This window comes from Luteibacter aegosomatis, from assembly GCF_023078455.1.
GTDB lineage: Bacteria > Pseudomonadota > Gammaproteobacteria > Xanthomonadales > Rhodanobacteraceae > Luteibacter > Luteibacter aegosomatis.
The window spans coordinates 3,537,922-3,558,390 of the sequence record NZ_CP095740.1 but is presented as its reverse complement, the minus strand read 5'-3'; the positions used below and the strand labels follow the sequence as shown (position 1 = coordinate 3,558,390).

Genomic DNA, 20,469 nt, shown 5'->3' with positions numbered 1-20,469 from the left:
GGCGCGTAGTTTCAATGCCTGCAGGGTGTCGGAACGTACTGCTTGTCGATGCCTCCCGCGCCCACGGCGCAATCCCACTGGAACACCTGAGCCTCCGACCGAGTGGTGGGCGTCAGCGTGATGGACTTGCCGTCGACGGCCGCCGGATCGATGTTCCTGTAAGTAATCGTGACCACGCCGGTGCCGTTGGCGGCGATGGTCACGCCGCTGACGTAGGTGCTCGACGCCGGCGTATATCCGGCCTCCTGGTTGCCGCTGGGATACTTGCCCTTGGCCTGGAGCGATTCGGTCACCGCGAGCTTCGCAGCGTCGGCCAGCACCAGTCCCTCGGAGATCTTTGCGCGCTTGACATAGCTTTGGTACTGGGGAATTGCTACGGCGGCGAGAACCGCGATGATGGCGACGACGATCATCAGCTCGATGAGCGTGAAACCGTGGCTATGCTGCTTCATGGTTCCCCTTCGGGTTGCTGGGGGCGTGCCCCCGTTGCGTCGCACCATCGCTAGCACTGACCGTGCCATTGTTCCCCGCGGCAGATCCTTCACCGGAGGGACTTTCATGAAGTGCGACGTTATTCGCTTTTCGACGCCGCTTTGATCGTCCCATCCGCCAGGGCCTTCGTGAAAAGATCGACGGCCTGGGTAAGATCCGCGTTGCCGGGGTCGCGATTCTTTCGTAGCACGGCGAGGATGTCTTCGCATGCCTTCCGTCGGCCGAGGCTGGCATTCAGTTGGAATGCGAGCACACCGATGCCATTGTTGTGATCGCTGTCGATCCACGCCGTGTCCACGTCCGTCGCGGCCCGTTCAAGGTTGCCCGCCGCCGCCTCCATGCGTGCCAGGTTGTACAGCGAGCGCCACTTGAATTGCGAGGTTGCTGGATTGGCGTCATGGCCGATCCAGCGGCGGCCTGCCGCAGCCATGCGTTTCGCGTCGGGACAGCCGTTTTCGGCAAGCACGGCCAGCTGTTCCCAATAACGCATGGCGTTGAGAGTGATAGGGAAGCCGGTTCGCTGTTCGAACTGCTCGTAGATGGGCTCGGGGACAGGCTTGCCGGCGCTGCAGTAGGCGATGATCCGCCAGATGGTCGAGTTCATGCCTTCGTTGGCCGGGCCGAAGCGCTCGGCGAGGTCGATGTGCGCCAGCGCGGAGTCTGTCTGCTGCCTCGATACCGCGCGCGCGGCCAAAACGGCTTGCAGGCGCGGGGACGTCGGGTTGTACGACTCCTGCAGACCGAACAGCGTATCCGCATCTCCCCAGTTACCCGCCTGCACCCAGGTGGCGGCGGCGTAGATGGCCAACATCAAAGGCAAGATCAGTATGACGATCCGTCGAAAGGTCGGCGTCGGGGCGGGGTACTTCGACCAGAGCGCGCGAGCTACGCCCACGCTGGCGATGAGGATGCCCAGGTCGGGGAGATAGTTGCGATGTTCGAAGTAGATCTCGAGCGCGATGGCCGACGATTCGAGTAGGTGTCCGATAAGGAAGAAGCCGATGCCGAGGAAAATCAGTGGTTGTCGACGTCGGCTGGCGAAGGCTAACCCGACCACTGCGCCCCATGCCACGATAGCGACAAGCGTGGTCCCCGGAGAAAGCCAGCCGGTCGAAATAGGGTAGTTGTCGTGGAAAAGTCCCATGTCCTCGCCGACCGGCAGGATCATTGTCTTGATGTACGACCACAAGACGCGCGGCTCGGTCAGCAGGCGCTCGGTGAGGGTAAATGGGCGTATCTGGTAACCGGCAGTCAGAGTCGTCGGATGAGTGGCGATCCAGCCCGCCACAAGTAGGCATGGCAGGCCAACGGTCAATACGAAAAACGCCGCGACAGCTCGAGGACGCGACGCGTGGTACGTCCTCGGATCGAAGGCGACGGCTTCGATCAATAGGGCCAAAGGGAACGCCAGAACTGCATTTTCCTTAGCGAACGCACCGAGGGCGACGATCGCTGGGAAAGCGGTCCATAAGACCAGATGCGGAACGAAGCCGGGTCGACGTTCCATCCACTGTCGGATGGCAATATAAGCGACCAGTGCCAGTAGGATGAAGAGGGCGCTCAACTGCGCCATACGCTGCACGACGTAAAGCACTGTGCTGACATGGAGCGGCAGGAAGAGCCACCATGCCGTCACGAAGATTGCGGAAGAGGATGCAATGTTCCGAGTCGCGTCGAAGCGTCGGAACAACTGCCTGCATAGCGTATATATGAGGATGCCGCAGGCGATGTGGATAATGACGTTGGTGGTCTTGAACGTCTCCGGCTGCATTGCTCCACTGCGTGCAGCATCCAACAGGAACGTCAGCATCGATACCGATCGCCCCAGCGGCCCGGAACGATTGTCGATCGCGGATCGCCAATTGAGCCGCCCCTCGATCCATCGGCTGATCGTATCGAGGTTCGGTACGTCATCTATCAGGAATGGGCCGTGCAGGCCACCTGCGTAAACGAACAGGGTGACGGCAGCGATGCCCGCGAGGACGAGAACGCGTGTGATGCGCTGGCGCTCGATGGTTTCGATCATGAAATAATGGATGGCGTGGAAAAAAGAAGAGCCCCGCGAAGCGGGGCTCTTCATCTCATAACAACTAAGCGATCAGCGGCAATTCGCCGGGAGGAACTGTGCATTCAGGCTGCCAGTGCACTTCCAGGTGATCACGCCAGTGGTGGTGGTCGGCGTAAGAACGATGTTCTTCGTATCCACGCCCGTGCCGATGTTCTTGTAAACGACGGTAATGACACCGGTGCCGCCGGTAATGCCGATGGAGGTGACGTACGTGCTGGTCGTTGCGGTGTAGCCCGCATCCGAGGCGCTCGTGGGCATCGTGCCCTTGGACTGGAACGTCTCCGCCACGGCTAGCTTGGCCGCATCGGCGAGCACGAGGCCTTCCGACACCTTGGCGCGCTTTACGTAGTTCTGGTATTGCGGAATGGCGATGGCGGCCAGGATGGCGATGATCGCGACGACGATCATCAGTTCGATGAGCGTGAAACCCTTCTGGATGGTCTTCATGAAGCTTCCTCGTTATTTGGTATTGGCTAACCGCATTGTTGTGATGCCCCTGAGCTTTCAGTGCCGAATCTGTCCATAACCGGGCGGATCCGGCCCCCTCATCACGAGTACGAGGACTGACCAGGACGCTCTGCCCCAGGAAAGCACGTAGCGTGCCATTCAGCTAGGACGGCCAGCCCACACGGTGGGCGAGCTGATTTTGCATGGGGCCGGAAAATTGACAAGCCGCGACAATCCACAATTGCAGAGTCGGTCACAGCCACGCAGCGCATTCTGACCTTGCACGTCACACTATGACGTAATGCGTCCATTGGCAAACACGCGATGTCAAATAAGCCGAGGTATATGGCCCCATGCTTGCGTGCCGGGTCACCGCCCCGTACCGTGCCCGGCAGTTCCCGCAAGGAGTTACGCCCCATGAAACCCCTATTCGCCGCGCTGGCCCTCGCGCTGGCCGCCGGCCCCGTCCTGGCCGCGGACGCGGACGAAGGCAGCAAGCACCCCTTCTCCATCCGCGACCTCGTGATGCTGGATCGCGTCGGCGATCCGCAACTCTCGCCGGATGGCCGCTATGCGCTGTATTCCGTCCGCTCGACGGATTACGCGGCGAACAAGGGCTCCACGGCCCTCTACGTGCTCGACCTGTCCGGCTCCACGCAGCCGGTGAAGGTGGTGGAGAAGGGCTCTTCGCCGCGCTGGTCGCCGGACGGCAAGTCCATCTACTATGCGGCCGCGAAAGACGGTGTTTCGCAGGTGTTCCACCGGGCCTTCGATGCCGGCAAGGGCGGCAAGGGCCTGGCGTTGACGGTCGCCGCCGGCGAGGCCGTGACCGACGCCCCCCTGGACGTGAACGCCTTCAAGCTCTCGCCCGACGGCTCGAAGCTGCTGCTGAGCTACGAGGTGTTCACCGATTGCCCCGACCTGGCCTGCACCAAGGAGCGCCTCGACGGGCGCGAGAAGGACAAGTCCACCGGTACGGTCTACGACAAGCTCTTCGTGCGCCACTGGGATACCTGGGCGGACGGCCGACGCTCGCAGCTCTTCATCGCCGACGCCAACGCGCCCTCGCAACCGGTGCTGCTCAGCCGCGGCATCGACGGCGACGTGCCCAGCAAGCCCTTCGGTGGCGACGACGAGTTCACCTTCTCGCCGGACGGCAAGACGGTCTATTTCGACGCCCGCATCGCCGGGAAGACCGAACCCTGGTCGACCAATTTCGACGTGTACAGCGTGCCGGCCGACGGCTCAGCCACGCCGGTGAACCTCACCGCCGACAACCTCGCCTGGGATGCCAATCCGCTGGTATCGCCCGATGGCAGGACCCTGTTCTACACGGCCATGAAGGAGCCGGGCTCGGAGGCCGACCGCTTCGGCATCATGGCCCTTGATCTGGCTTCCGGTACGCGCCGCGAAGTGGCCCCCTCGTGGGACCGCTCGGCGGGCGCGCTCCAACTGTCGGCCGACGGCAAGACGCTCTACACCACCACCGACGACAATGGCCAGCATCCGCTCGTCGCCATCGACGTCGCCACCGGCAAGGCCACCACCCTGGTCACCGACGGTGCCGTGGGCGGCTTCTCGATGAGCGGGTCCAAAGTCCTGCTTTCTCGCGACGATCTGAAGCGCCCCGCCGATCTCTATACCGCCGACCTGAAGGGCAAGGGCCTCAAGCAGGTCACGCACTACAACGCCAAGCGCCTGAAGAACGCCCAGGTCGGCGATTTCGAGTTCTTCACCTTCAAGGGTTGGAACAACGAAACCGTGCAGGGCTACGTGGTGAAGCCGGTGGGCTTCAAGAAGGGCCAGACCTACCCGGTGGCCTTCATCATCCACGGCGGCCCGCAGGGTGCGATGACCAATAGCTGGAGCTATCGCTGGAATGCGCAGACCTACGCGGGCCAGGGCTTCGCGGTGGTCACGGTGAACTTCCACGGTTCCACCGGCTACGGCCAGGCCTTCACCGAATCCATCTCGGGCGACTGGGGCGGCAAGCCGTTGCAGGACCTGAAGCAGGGCTGGAACGCGGCGCTGACGAAGTACAAGTTCCTCGACGGCGACCGCGCGTGCGCGCTCGGCGCGAGCTACGGCGGCTACATGGTCTACTGGATGGCCGGCGTGTGGAACCAGCCGTGGAAGTGCTTCGTGGACCACGACGGCGTGTTCGATGCGCGCGCGATGTATTACGACACGGAAGAACTCTGGTTCGAGGAGAAGGAGAACGGCGGCACGCAGTTCGAACATCCGGAGAACTACGAGCGCTTCAATCCGGTCAACCATGTGAAGGACTGGCGCGTGCCGATGCTGGTGATCCACAGCGGCCATGATTTCCGCATTCCGGATACGCAGGGCCTGGGCGCGTTCACGGCGCTGCAGCGTCGCGGCATTCCGAGCAAGCTGCTGCACTTCCCCGACGAGAACCATTGGGTGCTGAAGCCACAGAACAGCGTGCAGTGGCACGAGACGGTAAATGCGTGGTTGAAGCAGTGGACGGCGAAATAAGACGCGTTGGTTGACGGACAAGAAAACGGCGATCACATGATCGCCGTTTTCGTCTTGATCCCCTGATTCGAATGTGTCCGAACTAGAGAGGGCATGCGGCTGTTCCGCATGCCCGCTCCGATGCACTCACAAGGCTGGAGGCCAAGGGAATGGCGAGCTTGTTGACGATCAGTTCGTAGCGATCCTGGAACCAGGTCGAGCCATCTGGAACGTCGAGCGTAATGGCTACGGGAACGCGGTTGGGCGGGATGGTGCCAAAACCCGCTGTCCACAGGTCGGTAAGCTCCGCTGTCGTATTGACGGTGGGCGACAGAAGAAAACCGGTTTCCATCATACCTGGTACCATCCGAAATTCCCTTGTGGTTCCGCTCGCGTATCGCACGACCATGCGGACGCTGGGACGCTTGTACAGGATGCCGAGCAACTGACCGGCGAAAGAAGGTCGGAGCCGGATAGACGCCCAAGATGGCCCCGTCCCCGGAATCGCTACCGCGACACCCAAAGCGACGCGGTCATGCACGACTTCCGGCCCAAGCGGCAACGCCGCCGGGTGCCGCGAGTTCTCAAGCACCAGATAATGTCCCATAAGCCGCATCGGCCGGTAGCTCCCGAGCAGCCAACGCCAGCTTGCTCCGTCGTCGAGCGATGGATAGCGCCTGTCTATGGAATAGACCTTCCAGTACACCCGATCAGGGCCACCCTCTTTCAGGTGATCCACGTTGCGTTGGATTAGCGAGGGCGTATAGGACGAGTAGCTCTGAATGATGGGGCGGGGAAACCACCGCTCTCCACTGAAAATCACCGCTGAAATATCGGTGGTGTATAGGTCGGCAGAGAGTCCATCCGCCGGGATGGGGATTACGTCGTGTATGGCCGAGGTTGCGTCGAGAAATTGTCCTTCCAGCTTGCCCGAGCCACGGCATCTTTCGAGTGCCATGGTATACGAATCGGTTACGGCGGATGCCGTTCTTCGAAGAATGTCGCCAAACGACATGCTTTCGTATCCCCCAATGACCATCGCGGAAAGGAGAATCGCGAGCAGGGCGGCTGTATGCCCCTTGAAGTCGATACCTAAGAAGGCCGCATACGAGCTAACCGTGAGTACCGTGGCTGCCGCGATCATGGCATGGCTATCCTGACGCACCATGCCGGCCTTGAATCCGATGAATAGCGTGAGTGCCGTGGCCGTGATGACGGCCCAACGATGACATCTTTCTCCACGAATGACGACGGCGATGGAAAGGACGCATGCCAAGGCGATGCAGGGTACGTTGAGCCAGCGGCCATCCATACTCATGGCATCGCTGTAGCCCTCAATGATGTTGCCTTGGTTGAGCAAATAATCCGGGAGCGCGTTGATCGACTGGCCGCTGATGTACCAGAAGGTCACCATGTAGAGTACGAACGCGCCGGGAAGCAGCAGAAGTTGTAGCCGGTGGCGCTGATGCACCACGAGCGCGGCGATGGCCACGCATGCCACGGACGATACGGAGGTGCTGCCCTTGATGAGAAGAAGCAGCGCACAGGCTGCGACCATCGCATGTACGAGTAGAAGCCGACTCGTACGGTACGGCGCTTTGTCATGTGCTACCAGCAGCACGAGTAGCCACGGTGTACAAAGCAGGAAAGCGTCATGCATCCCTGGCATGGCTATCAGAATAGGAAGCGCGACGAGCCAGGCTCGTCGGCTTGGCGGTACCGAGACTAGGAGTGCCATGAGTGTTGTACTCGCGAGAAACAGCGAGGCCAACAGCATCAGCCGATCGGTTCCAGGTGAGTACATGCGCGTATAGACCGACGCATAGGGCCCGAACGTGAAAATGAAGTCCCGGCCGAAGGCCAGCCCGCGCTCGACCGCCGCGTTCGAGGCTGCTGCCCAGGCGCTGTCGAGGTTCAGGGCCGGCATGACCGGGTTAAAGGGAACGATGATCAGTAATCCGCAAACGATGCCAAATACGGCGGCCAAGATGCCGACCCAGCGGCCCGTTATGGCCCACGCATTGTTCATGTAATGTCCTTTCAACCCCTGTCGTCCCTTGGCATCAGACACTCTGCCTACCGCGGAGCATAAGGATGCCATCTAGGAGGCGAAGTTGGTGGTGCAGGAACGGAGGATGTCTTCCGCCCGGGAGAAATGCGTTAGTTTGCCTTTGTCTCGAATTCTCAAGACCAACGGGGCGAAAATCACGATCGAGCATCGCTGGTATCGCTATGCGCCCGGTGGCTCTTTAGATGCCTGTTCGCACCGGCGAAGGCCGGTGCCTACGGCGATGCGTCGGGCACCGGGCGGAACCTTGTCGGCTCTCGGCCCACGAATCAGAAGCTGGAAGCCACGGCTCCCAACCACACCGTCACCGCCACCGCGCCCCCGTCGGGGATCCCCGCCGCGCGGTCTCCGAGATAACTCGCCCGACCGGCGCGGGCCTCCATGGCCGCGGTCGCCTCGGCGCCCTCGGAGGCCGCCTCGACCATGGCGGCGAGCATCAGGGACAGCGGCCGTCCGGCCTCAAGCTCACGGCCCAGCGCCTGCGCAGCGGGATGCAATGCATCGAGCATCGTGCGATCCCCCGGCTTTGCCCCGCCGAGCTCGCCGATGGCCTGGATCGCCGCGACGAAGGCTGCGTGCCAGTCGCGTGCCGAGGGCTCGTCCTTGCCGGCCAGTTCGCGGGCGGCGCGCGTCAACGCGGTGGCGTAGAACGGTCCCGAGCTGCCGCCGATGGCCCGGCGCATCGCGTCCGCCATCGCACGCAGCGCATGTTCCGGTGAACGCCATGTCCCGTCGCCCAGCGCGAGCACGGCCTCCGAACCGCGGCGCATGCTCGCGCCGAGGTCGCCGTCACCGGCCTTGCCATCGAGTTCGGTGAGTTCGTCTTCGGCCGCGACGAGTGCCTTCGCCGCGGCGAAGGCGGCATCGCGTATGCGTAACCCGGCGGGGGAGGGCGCACCACCCGGCGAGTCGGTCACGGCCTTAGGGGGCATGTGACGAATGGGATCCGTATTGACCGCGCCGCCGCGTGGCCACGACGGCGCATCGGAGGGGGCGTCGAGCAGGGCGAGCAGCTCGTCGTCCACCTTCATCACCGACAGCGAACAGCCGGGCATGTCCAGCGCCGTGAGTTGCGAGCCGCTCCATGCGCGCACCACGTCGATCCCCCGCCCGCGTAGCCAGCCGAGCGCCGAGCGCAGCACGATGTCCAGTTCCATCGGCGGGGTGGCGCCGAGGCCGTTGACCAGCAAGGCCACGCGCTGGCCGCGCGCCAGGTGGAGGTCTGCAACGATGGGCTCGAGCATGCCCGCCACCAGCACGTCGCAGGTATCGATGCGCCCGCGTCGCACGCCGGGTTCGCCATGGATGCCCAGGCCGTATTCGATCTCGTCGTCGCCAAGGTCGAAGCCGGGATGGCCCACGGCGGGCACGGTGCACGAGCCCAGCGCCACGCCCATCGAGCCCAGCCCTTCCACGGCGCGACGGGCGAGGGCGGCCACGTCGGCCACGTGCTTGCCCGCGGCGGCAGCCGCGCCGGCCACCTTGTGCACGAGCACGGTGCCCGCGATGCCGCGACGACGGTCGCGCGGCACCGTATCGCGCAGGGCCACGTCGTCGGCTACGGTGACGATCTCCACGGGAATGCCTTCGGCGCGGGCCATCTCGGCGGCGAGGCCGAAATTGAGACGGTCGCCCGTGTAGTTCTTCACGATGAGGACGGCGCCCGCGCCGCCGCCCACGGCGCGCAGCGCGGCCAGCACGGCATCGACGCTGGGCGACGTGAAGACGTCGCCCGCTACCGCGGCGGCGAGCATGCCGGCGCCGACGTAGCCCGCGTGCGCGGGCTCGTGCCCCGCGCCACCGCCGGAGATCGGCGCGACGAACCGCGAACCGTCGAAATCCCTCCGCGCCACCACGTTCTCGTCGGACAGCAGCACCTGTCCCGGCGTGCGCGCGACGGCCCCTTCGAGCATCTCGCGGACCACGTGGCGGGGATCGTTGATCAGCTTCTTCATGGGGCGGTCTCTAAAAGTGGGTTAGAACCAGCGGTTCTTCTTCAGGGCGATGAAGATGCCGCCGACGATGCAGGCCACCACGCAGGTGATGGCGGGGTAGGCCCAGGGTTGGTTCAGCTCCGGCATGTGGGTGAAATTCATGCCGTACCAGCTGGTGATGAGCGTGGGCGCGGCGAGCATGGCCGCCCAGCCCGCGAGCTTTTTCATCACCTCGTTCTGGCCGAACGTGACCAGCGACAGGTTGACGCTGATCGCCGCGCCGAGCATTTCGCGCATGGCCGAGATCGATTCGTTCACGCGGAACACGTGGTCGTAGATGTCGCGGAAATAGGCGCGAAGCTCGTCGTGGATCAGGTGCGGATGCAGTCGCGTGAGTTGCGCCACGATGTCCTGCAACGGTACCACCGCCAGACGCAGCGTCATCAGTTCGCGCTGCATGTCGTACAGCCGCTTGATGGTCTGCCGGTTATACGTCTCGGCGAAGATGTCGTTCTCCAGCTCGTGCAGTTCTTCCCTGAAATCGCGCACGATCGGCAGGAAATTGTCGACGATGAAGTCGAGCACGGCATACAGCGCGTAGCTGGGCCCCATGGCGAGCAACTCGGGCGTCAGCTCGCAGCTGCGCCGGGCGGGGGCGTAGGAGAGCGACGCGCCGTGGCGCACCGTCACGAAATAGCGGCGTCCCACGAAGATCTGCGTTTCGCCGAAGGCGATGTTGCCGCCGACCAGCTGCGCGGTCTGCGCCACGATGAACAGCGAGTCGCCATAGGCTTCGATCTTGGTGCGCTGGTGCGCGTGCTGCGCGTCCTCGATGGCGAGGTCGTGGAGATCGAATTCTTCCTGGAGCTTGAGCAGCAACGCCTCGTCGGGCTCGTGCAGGCCCACCCACACGAAGGTATCGGGTTCCTGCAGCACGTCGCTGATGGCGTCGAGGGTGATGTCGCCGATGCGCTCGCCGTTGCTGCGGTAGGCCACGCAGTTGACGATCATGCCGTTCGCGGGCGGGACAGGCGTGGGCTCGGGGATAAGCGGCAGGGAAGTCATGGACCGAATCATGACGGGGCCGCCATCACGCGGCAATGCGCGCCGGGCGAATCGCAAGGTCTTGTGGACCCGGTCCGCGCTCCCGCGCGTAAGTCGTCCCGATGGGGCCAAAAGTTGCACCTCCGGGTATCACGCGTCGTTATACCTCCTATATCGAGCAACGATTTCAGGTGTTTCTGGGGCTGGCCGACAATGTCGCCTCGATTGATGGCATGAAATATTGCTGTCACATCGATTTACTGAATCTATCGTAACCTCAGGAAAAAACGATGGCGAACAGCAACGGCCAGAAGTTCATCGCGCGCAATCGCGCCCCTCGGGTGCAGATCGAATACGACGTCGAGCTCTACGGCGCCCAGAAGAAGGTCAGCATCCCCTTCACCATGGGCGTGATGGCCGACCTCTCCGGCGCCAACAAGGACGACCTGCCCTCGGTGGAGGAGCGCAAGGCGACGGAATTCGACGTGGACAACTTCGACGCGCGCATGACGTCCATTGCCCCGTCGGTGTCCTTCGACGTGCCCAACACCCTGTCGGGCGAGGGCAACCTGATGGTCGAGATGTCGTTCCGGCAGATGGACGATTTCTCGCCCGCCGCCGTGGCGCGCAGCGTCGAACCGCTGGCGAAGCTGCTCGAGGCGCGCATGCAGCTGGCCAACCTCGGCACCTACCTCGACGGCAAGGCCGGGGCGGAGAAACTGATCGGCCAGGCCATCAAGGACCCGGCGCTGCTGGCGTCCCTGACGTCGGCGCGCCATCCCTCCACCGACGGCAAGGAGGGCTGATCGATGGCCACCACCCAGACCCAGGCCGCCCAGGCGGCCGTCGAGTTCGGCGAAGGCAACGATTTCGCCGCGCTGCTTTCGAAGGAATTCCGTCCCAAGAGCGAACGCGCCCGCGAGGAAGTGGAATCGGCCGTGCGCACGTTGGCCGAGCAGGTGCTCGACCGTTCGGACATCGTTTCCGACGACGTCACGCAGACGATCAACGCCTACATCGCCGAGATCGACCGCAAGCTGTCCGAGCAGATCAACCTCATCATGCACCACCCGCAGTTCCAGCAACTGGAAGGCGCGTGGCGCGGCCTGCACCACCTGGTGACGAATACCGAAACCGACAACCAGCTCAAGATCCGGGTGATGAACCTGTCCAAGAACGAGCTGGGCCGTACGCTCAAGCGCTACAAGGGCACGGCGTGGGACCAGAGCCCGATCTTCAAGAAGATCTACGAAGAGGAATACGGCCAGCTCGGCGGCGAACCGTACGGTTGCCTGGTGGGCGACTACTACTTCGACCACAGTCCGCAGGACGTCGAACTGCTGCGCGGCATGTCGCAGATCGCCGCCGCCGCGCACGCGCCGTTCATCGCCGCGGCCGCGCCGCACCTGCTGGGCATGGACAACTGGGACGAGCTGTCCAACCCGCGCGACCTGGCCAAGATCTACACCACGCCCGACTACGCCGGCTGGCGCTCGCTGCGCGACAGCGACGACGCCAAGTACGTCGCCCTCGCCATGCCGCGCACGCTGTCGCGCCTGCCGTACGGCGCCAAGTCCGATCCGGTGGAGGAGTTCGATTTCGAGGAAGACACCTCCGGCGCGGATTCGTCGAAATACACCTGGCAGAACGCGGCCTACGCGCTTGGCGTGAACATCAACCGTTCGTTCAAACAGTACGGCTGGTGCACGCGCATTCGCGGCGTGGAGTCCGGCGGCGCGGTCGAGAACCTGCCGGCGCACACGTTCCCCACCGACGACGGCGGCGTGGACATGAAGTGCCCGACGGAAATCGCCATCACCGACCGCCGCTCGGCCGAGCTCGACAAGATGGGCCTGATGCCGCTGGTGCATCGCAAGAACTCCGACGTGGCGGCTTTCATCGGCGCCCAGTCGCTGGCGCGACCGGAGGAATACGACGATCCGGACGCCACGGCCAACGCCGCGCTGAGCGCCCGCCTGCCGTACATGTTCGCCTGCTCGCGCTTCGCGCACTACCTCAAGTGCATCGTGCGGGACAAGATCGGTTCGTTCAGCACCCGCGAACAGATGGAAAGCTGGCTCAGCGACTGGATCCTCAACTACGTCGACGGCGATCCGCAGAACTCCAGCGAGGAGAGCAAGGCGCGCAAGCCGCTCGCCGCCGCGCAGGTGGTGGTGGAGGAGGTGGAGGGCAATCCCGGTTACTACACCTCCAAGTTCTACCTCAAGCCGCACTACCAGCTCGAAGGCCTCACCGTCTCGCTGCGCCTGGTCGCCCGCCTGCCTTCCGGCAAGGCCGCCTGATCCCTTTCCCCCTACACGTTAAGGAAAAAGCTCCATGGCTTTCGACATGCACATCAAGTTCGGCCCCGGTCAGGTGAAGATCGAGGGCGCCTCGAACCATTCCAAGCACAAGGGCGAGGTGCCGATCATCGCGTGGTCGTGGGGCGCCAGCAACACCGGCAACCTGCACACCGGCGCGGGCTACGCCTCGGGCGGCAAGGCCAACGTGCAGGACATCACCATCACCAAGTTCGTGGACTCCTGCTCCAACGCGCTGCTCAACGCCTGCTGCACCGGCGCCCGCGTGGATACCGCCACCCTGTACGTCACCAACGCCACGGGCGAGCAGACCGACTTCGTCACGATCGAGCTTTCCGAGGGCGTGATGGTCACCTCGGTGTCCACCGGCGGCTCGGGCGGCGACGAGCGCCTTACCGAGAACATCACCCTGCACTTCGGCAAGTTCAAGTACTCGTTCCAGCCGCAGGACGACGAAGGCAAGAAGTCCGGCGGCACCAAGGACTTCACCTTCAACATGCAGGAAGTCAAGGGCACGGCCTGAGTTCCGCATGGCCGACCTCAGCACCCAGGAGCGACTGCAACCCTCGCTGCTCGACCGCCTGCGCGACGACGAACCGCACGTCGCGCAGGAGGGCAGGGAGCAACGGGTGATGACGTCGGCCCGCCTGCGCGAGTACGTGGCACGCGATCTCGGCTGGCTGTTCAACTGCACCCGGCCGCCGCACGCGGCGGCGTCCGGTCTGCCGCACGTCGAGGATTCCACGCTGGGCTACGGCATCCCCGACCTGGCCGGCGGCATCGTCGCGGGCATGGACATGGAGGCGTTCCGCCAAGGCCTGCGCGCGGCGATCGTCCGCTTCGAGCCGCGCCTCGAACCCGACTCCTTGCGCGTGAGCGTCGAAGTGGATGCCGCGCGCATGGACCACCTGACGATGTCCTTCCGCATCGAATCCACCCTGTGGGCGCAACCGCTCCCGCTGGGCCTTTACCTGAAAACCGAGGTGGACCTGCAGACGGCGCGCTTCAGCGTCTTCGAGGGCCTCGGCTGAGCGCCATGGATCCCCGACTTCTCCGCTACTACAGCCAGGAACTCCAGCACGTCCGCGAGATGGGGGCGGAGTTCGCCGCGGCCTATCCGAAGATCGCCGGCCGCCTGGGAATGGAGGGCATCGAGTGCGCGGATCCGTACGTGGAGCGCCTGCTCGAAGGGTTCGCCTTCATGGCGGCACGCGTGCAGATGAAGCTCGACGCGCAGCATCCGGTGTTCACCCAGCACCTGTTGAACATGCTGTATCCCGCGTTCCTCAAGCCGGTGCCGTCGATGGCGGTGGTGGAGCTGACGGTGGACGATGCGGAAAGCCTTCCGGTGGAAGGGCATCGCGTGCCGCGGGGTAGCAGCCTGCGTGGGCAGATCGGCTTCGGCGACCGCACCGCCTGCGAATACCGCACCGCCCACGACGTGACGCTGCGGCCGCTGGCGATCGGCGAGGCGCGCTATTTCGCCAGTCCCGCCGCCATCGCCGCGGCATCGCTGCCGGTGCCCGCCCATACGCGTCCCCGGGCCGCCTTGCGCCTGCGCGTCGTGCTTACCGGCGGCGCGCAGCTGGATGCGTTTTCCACCGATTCCCTCGAGGTGTTCTTCGGCGGTGCCGACGGTCTACCGAGCCAGCTGCACGAACAGGTGCTGGGCAATGGCCTGGGCTTGTCGGTGCTGGCGGGCGAGCACGTGGCGCACCTGGATCGCTCGGCCATCCGCGAGGCGGGCTTCGGCGACGACGAAGCCTTGCTGCCCGTCAGCGACCGCACGTTCAGCGGTTACCGGCTGCTGCAGGAATACTTCGCCTGCCCGCAACGATTCCTCTTCGTGACGTTCGCCGGCCTGGCCCGCGCGTTGCCGCGCACGCCCCGCCGCGAATTCGACCTGGTGGTCTGGCTCGACCGTGCGCTGCCCCGGCTCGAGAACGCGGTGGACGCGAGCCACTTCCGCCTGCATTGCACGCCCGCGATCAACTTGTTCACCCGTCGCTCCGACCGCATCCACCTGCGCGACGGCCTCGCCGAGTACCACGTGCTGGCTGACCGCACGCGTCCGATGGACTTCGAGGTCTTCGACGTTGCCGACGTGCAGGGCTTCGGCGACCGGCAGGAGCCCGAGCAGGCGTTTTTTCCGTTCTATGGCGGCAATGCCCGCACCTGGCACCGGAAGGCCTCGGCCTATTACACGCTGCGGCGCGAGCCGCGCGTGCTTTCGCAGCGGCAGCGCGACGATGGCCCGCGTTCGAGCTACGTGGGTGGCGAGGTATTCATCGCGCTGGTCGACGGCGCGCAGGCGCCATATGCCAGTCAGCTACGCCAGCTCGGGATGCAGCTCACCTGCAGCAACCGCGACCTGCCCCTGCACATGCCGGTCGGCAAGGGCGCCACCGATTTCCATCTCGATACCGATGCACCGGTACGCGCCATCCGATGCCTGGCCGGCCCCACGCGGCCACGCGACGCCATGGCCGACACGCAAGGCGCGTGGAAACTCATCAGCCACCTTCAGCTGAATTACCTGTCGCTGCTCGACCACGCCGACGGCGCCGCGGCGATCCGCGAGATGCTGTCCCTGTACAGCGACGAATTCGACGCGACGGCACGCCGCCTGGTGGAAGGCGTGCGCGAGGTGCGTTCCACGCCCATCGTGCGACGGCTGCCCTTGAGCGGACCGGTGACCTACGGGCGCGGGCTGGAAATCGCCCTGACCTGCGAGGACCGGGCCTTCGAAGGCACCGGCGCCTACCTGTTCGGCGCGGTGATGCGCCATTTCTTCGCACGCTACGTCTCGCTGAATTCGTTCGCCGAGACGGTGTTGCATACCCTTGAACGCAACGAGGTGGCCCGGTGGACGGCACGATCCGGCACGCGCCCGATCCTCTAGCACTGTTCGACGCGGTGCAGGCCGACCCGGGCGCGTACGACTGGTACGACGCGCTGCGGCGGGCGGAATGCGCATATCCGCGGCATCCGCGCATCGGCCGGTCGCTGCGCCCCGCCGACGATGCCGTGCGCCTGGCGCACGCGCCCTCGCTGGGTTTCGCGTCGCGCACCATCGACCGCGTGGATCGCGCCGGCGACACGCCGCGCGTGCACAGCCTGATGCTGGGACTGTGGGGACCGCATGGCGCCTTGCCGCTGCACCTGACCGAATACACGCTCGAGCGCGAGCGCAGCGCGCAGGACCGAACCTTCACGGCCTTCGTCGACACCTTCCATCACCGCATGCTGGCGCTGTTCTATCGCGCGTGGGCCGAGTCCCAGCCCACGGTGCAGATGGACCGGCCGCACGACGATGCCTTCGCGGGATACCTCGGCGCCTTCGTCGGCATCCATGCTGGCGCCCTGCACGATCGCGACGCGCTGCCGGACGATTTCCGCCGCTTTATGGCCGGGCGCCTCGTCGCGCAGGCCCGTCCCGCGGAAGGCCTGCGCGCCATGGTCTCGGCTTACTTCGGCCTGCCGGTGCAGCTCGACGAGTTCTCGCCGGGCTGGTTGCCCCTGCCCGACGAAGGGCGCTTGCGCATGGGGGGCGGCATGGCGGGGCTGGGCACCACCGCCGTCCTGGGCGAGGCCGTTCGCGACGCGCAGCATCGCATCCGCATCCGCGTGGGTCCGGTCGGCTATGCCGACTACCGTCGCTTCCTGCCCGGCGGCGACGCGCTCGACGTGCTCGGCGCCATCGTCCGTTTCTACGCCTCCGACCAGGTCGACTGGGATCTCCAGGTGGTGCTGCTGCGCGACGAGGTGCCGTCCGTGCACCTCGGGCGCGGCGCACGCATGGGGCTGTCCACCTGGATGGGGCGCTACCCCGGGCCTGGCGACGCCGAGGACCTGGTCCTGAACGCTTTTTCCGCTATCGCACCGAATCGATCGAGGACGCCATCGTGAGCGACATCCGCCGTACCGCCCTGTTCGGAAAACTCAACGCCGTGGCCTACAAGGCCATCGAGGGCGCCACCGTGTCCTGCCGCCTGCGCGGCCATCGCGAGGTGGAACTCGTGCACTGGCTGCAGCAGATCCTCGAACTGGCCGACTCCGACCTGCATCGCCTCGTTCGCCACGCGGGGCTGGACCCGTCGCGACTGGCGCGCGACGTCACCGCCGCGCTGGAGCGACTGCCCGGCGGCGCCTCGTCGGTGAGCGATCTGTCGGCCGACATCGAGGAAGCGGTGGAGCGTGCGTGGGTGTACGCCACGCTCACCTTCGGCGAATCGCAGGTGCGCACGGGTTACCTCCTGGTGGCCATGCTGCGCACGCGGCGCCTGCGCCACGTGCTGCTCGACATCTCCGCCGAGTTCGGCACCTTCCAGGCCGAGCGCCTCCTCGACGAACTGCCGGGGATCGTCGCGGGCTCGCCGGAAGATCGCCTCGCCGCGAGCGACGGCTTCCGTGCGGGCGAAGGCACCCCGGGCGATGCGGCACCCGCCGCGCTCGGCAAGCGCGAGGCCTTGCAACGCTTTACCGTGGACCTCACCGCGCAGGCTCGCGACGGTGCCATCGATCCGGTGGTCGGCCGCGACGACGAGATCCGCCAGGTGGTCGACATCCTCATGCGGCGCCGCCAGAACAACCCGATGCTGGTCGGCGAGGCCGGCGTGGGCAAGACCGCCGTGGTCGAGGGTTTCGCGCGTCGCATCGTCGCCGGCGACGTGCCGCCCGCGTTGCGCGAGGTGGAGCTGCGCGTGCTCGACGTGGGCCTGTTGCAGGCGGGGGCGAGCATGAAGGGCGAATTCGAAAGCCGCCTGCGCCAGGTGATCGACGAAGTGCAGGCCTCGCCCAAGCCGGTGATCCTGTTCATCGACGAGGCGCATACGCTGGTCGGCGCCGGTGGCGCGGCCGGTACCGGCGACGCGGCCAACCTGCTCAAGCCCGCGCTCGCCCGGGGTACGCTGCGTACCATCGGCGCCACTACCTGGGCCGAATACAAGAAGCACATCGAGAAGGACCCCGCGCTCACCCGTCGCTTCCAGACCGTACAGGTCGGCGAGCCCGACGAAGGCCGCGGCGTGCTGATGCTGCGCACGGTGGCGGGCGTGATGGAGTCGCACCACGGCGTGCAGGTGCTCGACGAGGCGATCGAGGCGGCGGTGAAGTTGTCGCATCGTTACATTCCCGCGCGCCAGTTGCCCGACAAGGCGGTCAGCCTGCTCGACACGGCCTGCGCGCGCGTGGCGGTGAGCCATCATGCGGTGCCTGCCGCCGTGGCCGATGCGCGCCGCCGCATCGAGGCGCTGGAAGTGGAGGCGTCGATCATCCGCCGGGAATCGGCGGTGGGCATGGATACGTCGGCACGCGCCGCCGCGGTCGAGACCGCGACGGCCCTCGAAGTGGAGAAGCTGGCGGAACTGGAACAGGCCTGGCACGACGAAAAGGGCCTGGTCGAATCCATCCTCGGCCTGCGGGCCAGGCTGCGCGAGGCGAGCGCCGCCACGGACGCCTTCGACGCCGATGCCGTGCGCATCGAACTGGCGACGCTCCAGGCCAACCTCGCGGACCTGCAGGGCGAACATCCGCTCATCCACCCCTGGGTCGATGCGCAGGCGGTGGCGGCCGTGCTCGCCGACTGGACCGGCATTCCGGTGGGCCGCATGTTGCACAGCGAAGTGGATGCCGTGCTGAACCTGGCCGATACCCTCGGCAAGCGGGTGATCGGACAGGATCATGCGATGCAGGCCATCGCCCGCCGCGTGCAGACCTCGCGCGCCGGGCTGGACGACCCGTCGAAGCCGGTCGGCGTGTTCCTGCTCGCGGGCACCTCGGGCGTGGGCAAGACGGAGACCGCGTTGGCGCTCGCCGAGGCGCTGTACGGCGGCGAGCAGAACCTCATCACCATCAACATGAGCGAATTCCAGGAAGCGCATACCGTTTCCACGCTCAAGGGCGCGCCTCCCGGCTACGTGGGCTACGGCGAGGGCGGCGTGCTGACCGAGGCCGTGCGCCGCCGGCCGTATTCGGTGGTCCTGCTCGACGAGGTGGAGAAGGCGCATCCCGACGTCCACGAGATCTTCTTCCAGGTGTTCGACAAGGGCGTGATGGAAGACGGCGAAGGCCGCTCCATCGACTTCCGCAACACGTTGATCATCCTTACGACCAATGCGGGCACCGAGGCGATCGCGCACCTGTACGCGCGGGCCGCTACCCAACCCGATCCGGAGACGATGGCCGCCGCGCTGCGCGCGCCGCTGCTCGACGTGTTTCCCCCGGCCTTGCTGGGTCGTCTCGTCACGGTGCCGTACTACCCGCTGAGCGGCCCGATGCTTGGCAGCATCGTGCGGCTGCAGCTCGAGCGCATTCGTCGGCGCGTGGAGTCCCGCTATGGCGTGACCTTCGCCTACACCGACGCGGTGGTGGATCACGTCGTATCCCGTTGCACCGAGAGCGAATCCGGTGGCCGCATGATCGGCGCCATCCTCACCAATACCATGCTGCCCGACGTCAGCCGCGCCTTCCTCACACGCACGATGACGGGTGCGTCGATGGAACGCGTGGAGGTCGACGTGGCCGACGCCGGCTTCGTCTATCGCTTCGACGATGCGGTGGAGGTCGAAGCATGAGGCTTCTCGATTACCTGGCCAACGATCCGTCCTGCGAGGCCGAGGGTCTGCCCCATCCGGATACCGGACGGAGGGGTCCGAGGCAGTTCGTGATCGACACCGCGATCCTCGCCGAGTGGTCCCGTGCCAACGCGGCGGAGCTTGGCGACGGACAGGCCACCTTCGACCGCTTCATTCGCGAGGTCGACAGGGCGAACGGTCCGGGCGAATGGCGGATCAATCTGTCGCTGGCCACTTCCAAGGCCCAGCAGACGGCGAACGACCAGGTCCTGCTGGGCCGCTTCGGTATGAACGAGGCGGTCTGCGTCTGCGACGGCGAAAAGATCGAGCCGTACGAGATCCAGGCGCGGCGGCTCAAGCGCCGCCTGCATTCGCTGGTGAGCATGGGCTTGCAGGCGAGGGGGCACTACTGGGCGGCGTTCAAGAGTTACGGCGAAGCGGAAAAGTACGAGGCGAGCCGCGGATTCACCGACGAGTTCTATTTCCGGCACATCTCCCTGACCGACAAGGGCCAGCAGGGCCGTCGCGTCGCGAGGGTACGCCTGCAGACCATCCCGGACAGGGTGGCCATGCTGGGCAATGGCGCGGTACCGGTCAGCACCACCATCGATGCGAAGGCCGCGGTGGCGTTCGAGCAGGAGGTCAAGAGCCGGAAAGACGAATTCACCCAGACGTACGCCGCGTTGACCGACTGGTTCATACGTACGTCGATCGGCGACACGAAGCTCGACAGCCTGATGCAGGTCCATACGCGCCTGCTCGCGGGCTTCGACGAACTCACCTTCGTCTCGAAGAACCGCTACAAGTTCTACGAATCCACGCGTGCCGGCGGTAGCCGTTTGAACAGCGTGGAAAGGGACGAGCACATCCAGTTCGCCCTCGCTCCGGTCGGCAAGGACGACTGGGCCGTCCATCATTACGCGGGCTGGGGGGTGAATCCTGGCGAGCACGGAACGCGCCTGTCCGACCTGGGCGTCGGAGGCTTCGAGAACACGCATGTCCTGAACCCGTTCAGGGTCGGCGGGCCGGACCAGGTATAGCG

At 65.3% G+C, this 20,469-nt stretch carries 15 protein-coding genes; 9 read left to right on the top strand and 6 right to left on the bottom strand.

Going from position 1 to position 20,469, the window contains the following annotated elements; all coding sequences use genetic code 11:
- Positions 1–11: 11 nt before the first annotated feature.
- The 3 genes from L2Y94_RS16000 to L2Y94_RS15985 form a co-directional block, all read right to left on the bottom strand.
- Positions 12–452, bottom strand: a complete 441-nt coding sequence (locus L2Y94_RS16000; RefSeq protein WP_283248495.1) for a pilin — start codon at positions 450–452, stop codon at positions 12–14.
- A gap of 119 nt (positions 453–571) precedes the next feature.
- Entirely contained in the window at positions 572–2,518 is a 1,947-nt protein-coding gene (locus tag L2Y94_RS15990; RefSeq protein WP_247368869.1) for a hypothetical protein, read from the bottom strand.
- Positions 2,519–2,590: 72 nt separating this feature from the next.
- On the bottom strand, positions 2,591–3,007 hold the full coding sequence (locus L2Y94_RS15985; RefSeq protein WP_247368866.1) for a pilin: 417 nt from the start codon (positions 3,005–3,007) through the stop codon (positions 2,591–2,593).
- Between the two features lie 417 nt (positions 3,008–3,424).
- Between L2Y94_RS15985 and L2Y94_RS15980 the strand changes: the two genes are divergently transcribed.
- Positions 3,425–5,506: an alpha/beta hydrolase family protein gene (locus L2Y94_RS15980; protein ID WP_247368863.1), complete on the top strand. Its 2,082-nt coding sequence runs from the start codon at positions 3,425–3,427 to the stop codon at positions 5,504–5,506.
- Between the two features lie 82 nt (positions 5,507–5,588).
- Here L2Y94_RS15980 and L2Y94_RS15975 read toward each other — a convergent pair whose 3' ends face one another.
- From L2Y94_RS15975 to L2Y94_RS15965, 3 genes are all read right to left on the bottom strand, one after another.
- Positions 5,589–7,514: a hypothetical protein gene (locus L2Y94_RS15975; protein ID WP_247368831.1), complete on the bottom strand. Its 1,926-nt coding sequence runs from the start codon at positions 7,512–7,514 to the stop codon at positions 5,589–5,591.
- Positions 7,515–7,822: 308 nt separating this feature from the next.
- Entirely contained in the window at positions 7,823–9,508 is a 1,686-nt protein-coding gene (locus tag L2Y94_RS15970) for a dihydroxyacetone kinase family protein (RefSeq protein ID WP_247368816.1), read from the bottom strand.
- A gap of 21 nt (positions 9,509–9,529) precedes the next feature.
- Positions 9,530–10,552 (bottom strand): magnesium and cobalt transport protein CorA, encoded by a 1,023-nt coding sequence (locus tag L2Y94_RS15965; RefSeq protein ID WP_247368813.1) that lies wholly within the window; start codon positions 10,550–10,552, stop codon positions 9,530–9,532.
- 269 nt (positions 10,553–10,821) lie between these two features.
- Between L2Y94_RS15965 and tssB the strand changes: the two genes are divergently transcribed.
- Genes tssB through L2Y94_RS15925 form a run of 8 tightly spaced genes read left to right on the top strand, consistent with a single transcriptional unit; the run spans position 10,822 to position 20,467 of the window.
- Positions 10,822–11,337: a type VI secretion system contractile sheath small subunit gene (gene tssB / locus L2Y94_RS15960; protein WP_247368811.1), complete on the top strand. Its 516-nt coding sequence runs from the start codon at positions 10,822–10,824 to the stop codon at positions 11,335–11,337.
- A gap of 3 nt (positions 11,338–11,340) precedes the next feature.
- Positions 11,341–12,834 (top strand): type VI secretion system contractile sheath large subunit, encoded by a 1,494-nt coding sequence (gene tssC, locus L2Y94_RS15955; protein ID WP_247368808.1) that lies wholly within the window; start codon positions 11,341–11,343, stop codon positions 12,832–12,834.
- Between the two features lie 34 nt (positions 12,835–12,868).
- Positions 12,869–13,375 (top strand): Hcp family type VI secretion system effector, encoded by a 507-nt coding sequence (locus L2Y94_RS15950; protein ID WP_144909673.1) that lies wholly within the window; start codon positions 12,869–12,871, stop codon positions 13,373–13,375.
- Positions 13,376–13,382: 7 nt separating this feature from the next.
- Positions 13,383–13,883: a type VI secretion system baseplate subunit TssE gene (tssE, locus tag L2Y94_RS15945; RefSeq protein WP_247368806.1), complete on the top strand. Its 501-nt coding sequence runs from the start codon at positions 13,383–13,385 to the stop codon at positions 13,881–13,883.
- 5 nt (positions 13,884–13,888) lie between these two features.
- Positions 13,889–15,754: a type VI secretion system baseplate subunit TssF gene (gene tssF / locus L2Y94_RS15940; RefSeq protein WP_247368803.1), complete on the top strand. Its 1,866-nt coding sequence runs from the start codon at positions 13,889–13,891 to the stop codon at positions 15,752–15,754.
- Positions 15,718–16,761, top strand: a complete 1,044-nt coding sequence (gene tssG, locus L2Y94_RS15935; RefSeq protein WP_247368800.1) for a type VI secretion system baseplate subunit TssG — start codon at positions 15,718–15,720, stop codon at positions 16,759–16,761. Before tssF ends, tssG begins: the two co-directional genes overlap by 37 nt.
- The gene (gene tssH / locus L2Y94_RS15930) at positions 16,758–19,427 is read left to right on the top strand and encodes a type VI secretion system ATPase TssH (RefSeq protein WP_247368797.1); all 2,670 of its coding nucleotides are present in this window, start codon (positions 16,758–16,760) and stop codon (positions 19,425–19,427) included. The genes tssG and tssH overlap by 4 nt, the downstream gene beginning before the upstream one ends.
- Entirely contained in the window at positions 19,424–20,467 is a 1,044-nt protein-coding gene (locus tag L2Y94_RS15925) for a hypothetical protein (RefSeq protein WP_247368795.1), read from the top strand. Before tssH ends, L2Y94_RS15925 begins: the two co-directional genes overlap by 4 nt.
- Positions 20,468–20,469: the final 2 nt, after the last annotated feature.

What these genes read in the sequence shown, in the direction of transcription:
- L2Y94_RS16000 (WP_283248495.1), bottom strand. Translation starts at nt 452, where the DNA reads ATGAAGCAGCATAGCCACGGTTTCACGCTCATCGAGCTGATGATCGTC.
- L2Y94_RS15990 (WP_247368869.1), bottom strand. Translation starts at nt 2,518, where the DNA reads ATGATCGAAACCATCGAGCGCCAGCGCATCACACGCGTTCTCGTCCTC.
- L2Y94_RS15985 (WP_247368866.1), bottom strand. Translation starts at nt 3,007, where the DNA reads ATGAAGACCATCCAGAAGGGTTTCACGCTCATCGAACTGATGATCGTC.
- L2Y94_RS15980 (WP_247368863.1), top strand. Translation starts at nt 3,425, where the DNA reads ATGAAACCCCTATTCGCCGCGCTGGCCCTCGCGCTGGCCGCCGGCCCC.
- L2Y94_RS15975 (WP_247368831.1), bottom strand. Translation starts at nt 7,514, where the DNA reads ATGAACAATGCGTGGGCCATAACGGGCCGCTGGGTCGGCATCTTGGCC.
- L2Y94_RS15970 (WP_247368816.1), bottom strand. Translation starts at nt 9,508, where the DNA reads ATGAAGAAGCTGATCAACGATCCCCGCCACGTGGTCCGCGAGATGCTC.
- L2Y94_RS15965 (WP_247368813.1), bottom strand. Translation starts at nt 10,552, where the DNA reads ATGACTTCCCTGCCGCTTATCCCCGAGCCCACGCCTGTCCCGCCCGCG.
- tssB (WP_247368811.1), top strand. Translation starts at nt 10,822, where the DNA reads ATGGCGAACAGCAACGGCCAGAAGTTCATCGCGCGCAATCGCGCCCCT.
- tssC (WP_247368808.1), top strand. Translation starts at nt 11,341, where the DNA reads ATGGCCACCACCCAGACCCAGGCCGCCCAGGCGGCCGTCGAGTTCGGC.
- L2Y94_RS15950 (WP_144909673.1), top strand. Translation starts at nt 12,869, where the DNA reads ATGGCTTTCGACATGCACATCAAGTTCGGCCCCGGTCAGGTGAAGATC.
- tssE (WP_247368806.1), top strand. Translation starts at nt 13,383, where the DNA reads ATGGCCGACCTCAGCACCCAGGAGCGACTGCAACCCTCGCTGCTCGAC.
- tssF (WP_247368803.1), top strand. Translation starts at nt 13,889, where the DNA reads ATGGATCCCCGACTTCTCCGCTACTACAGCCAGGAACTCCAGCACGTC.
- L2Y94_RS15925 (WP_247368795.1), top strand. Translation starts at nt 19,424, where the DNA reads ATGAGGCTTCTCGATTACCTGGCCAACGATCCGTCCTGCGAGGCCGAG.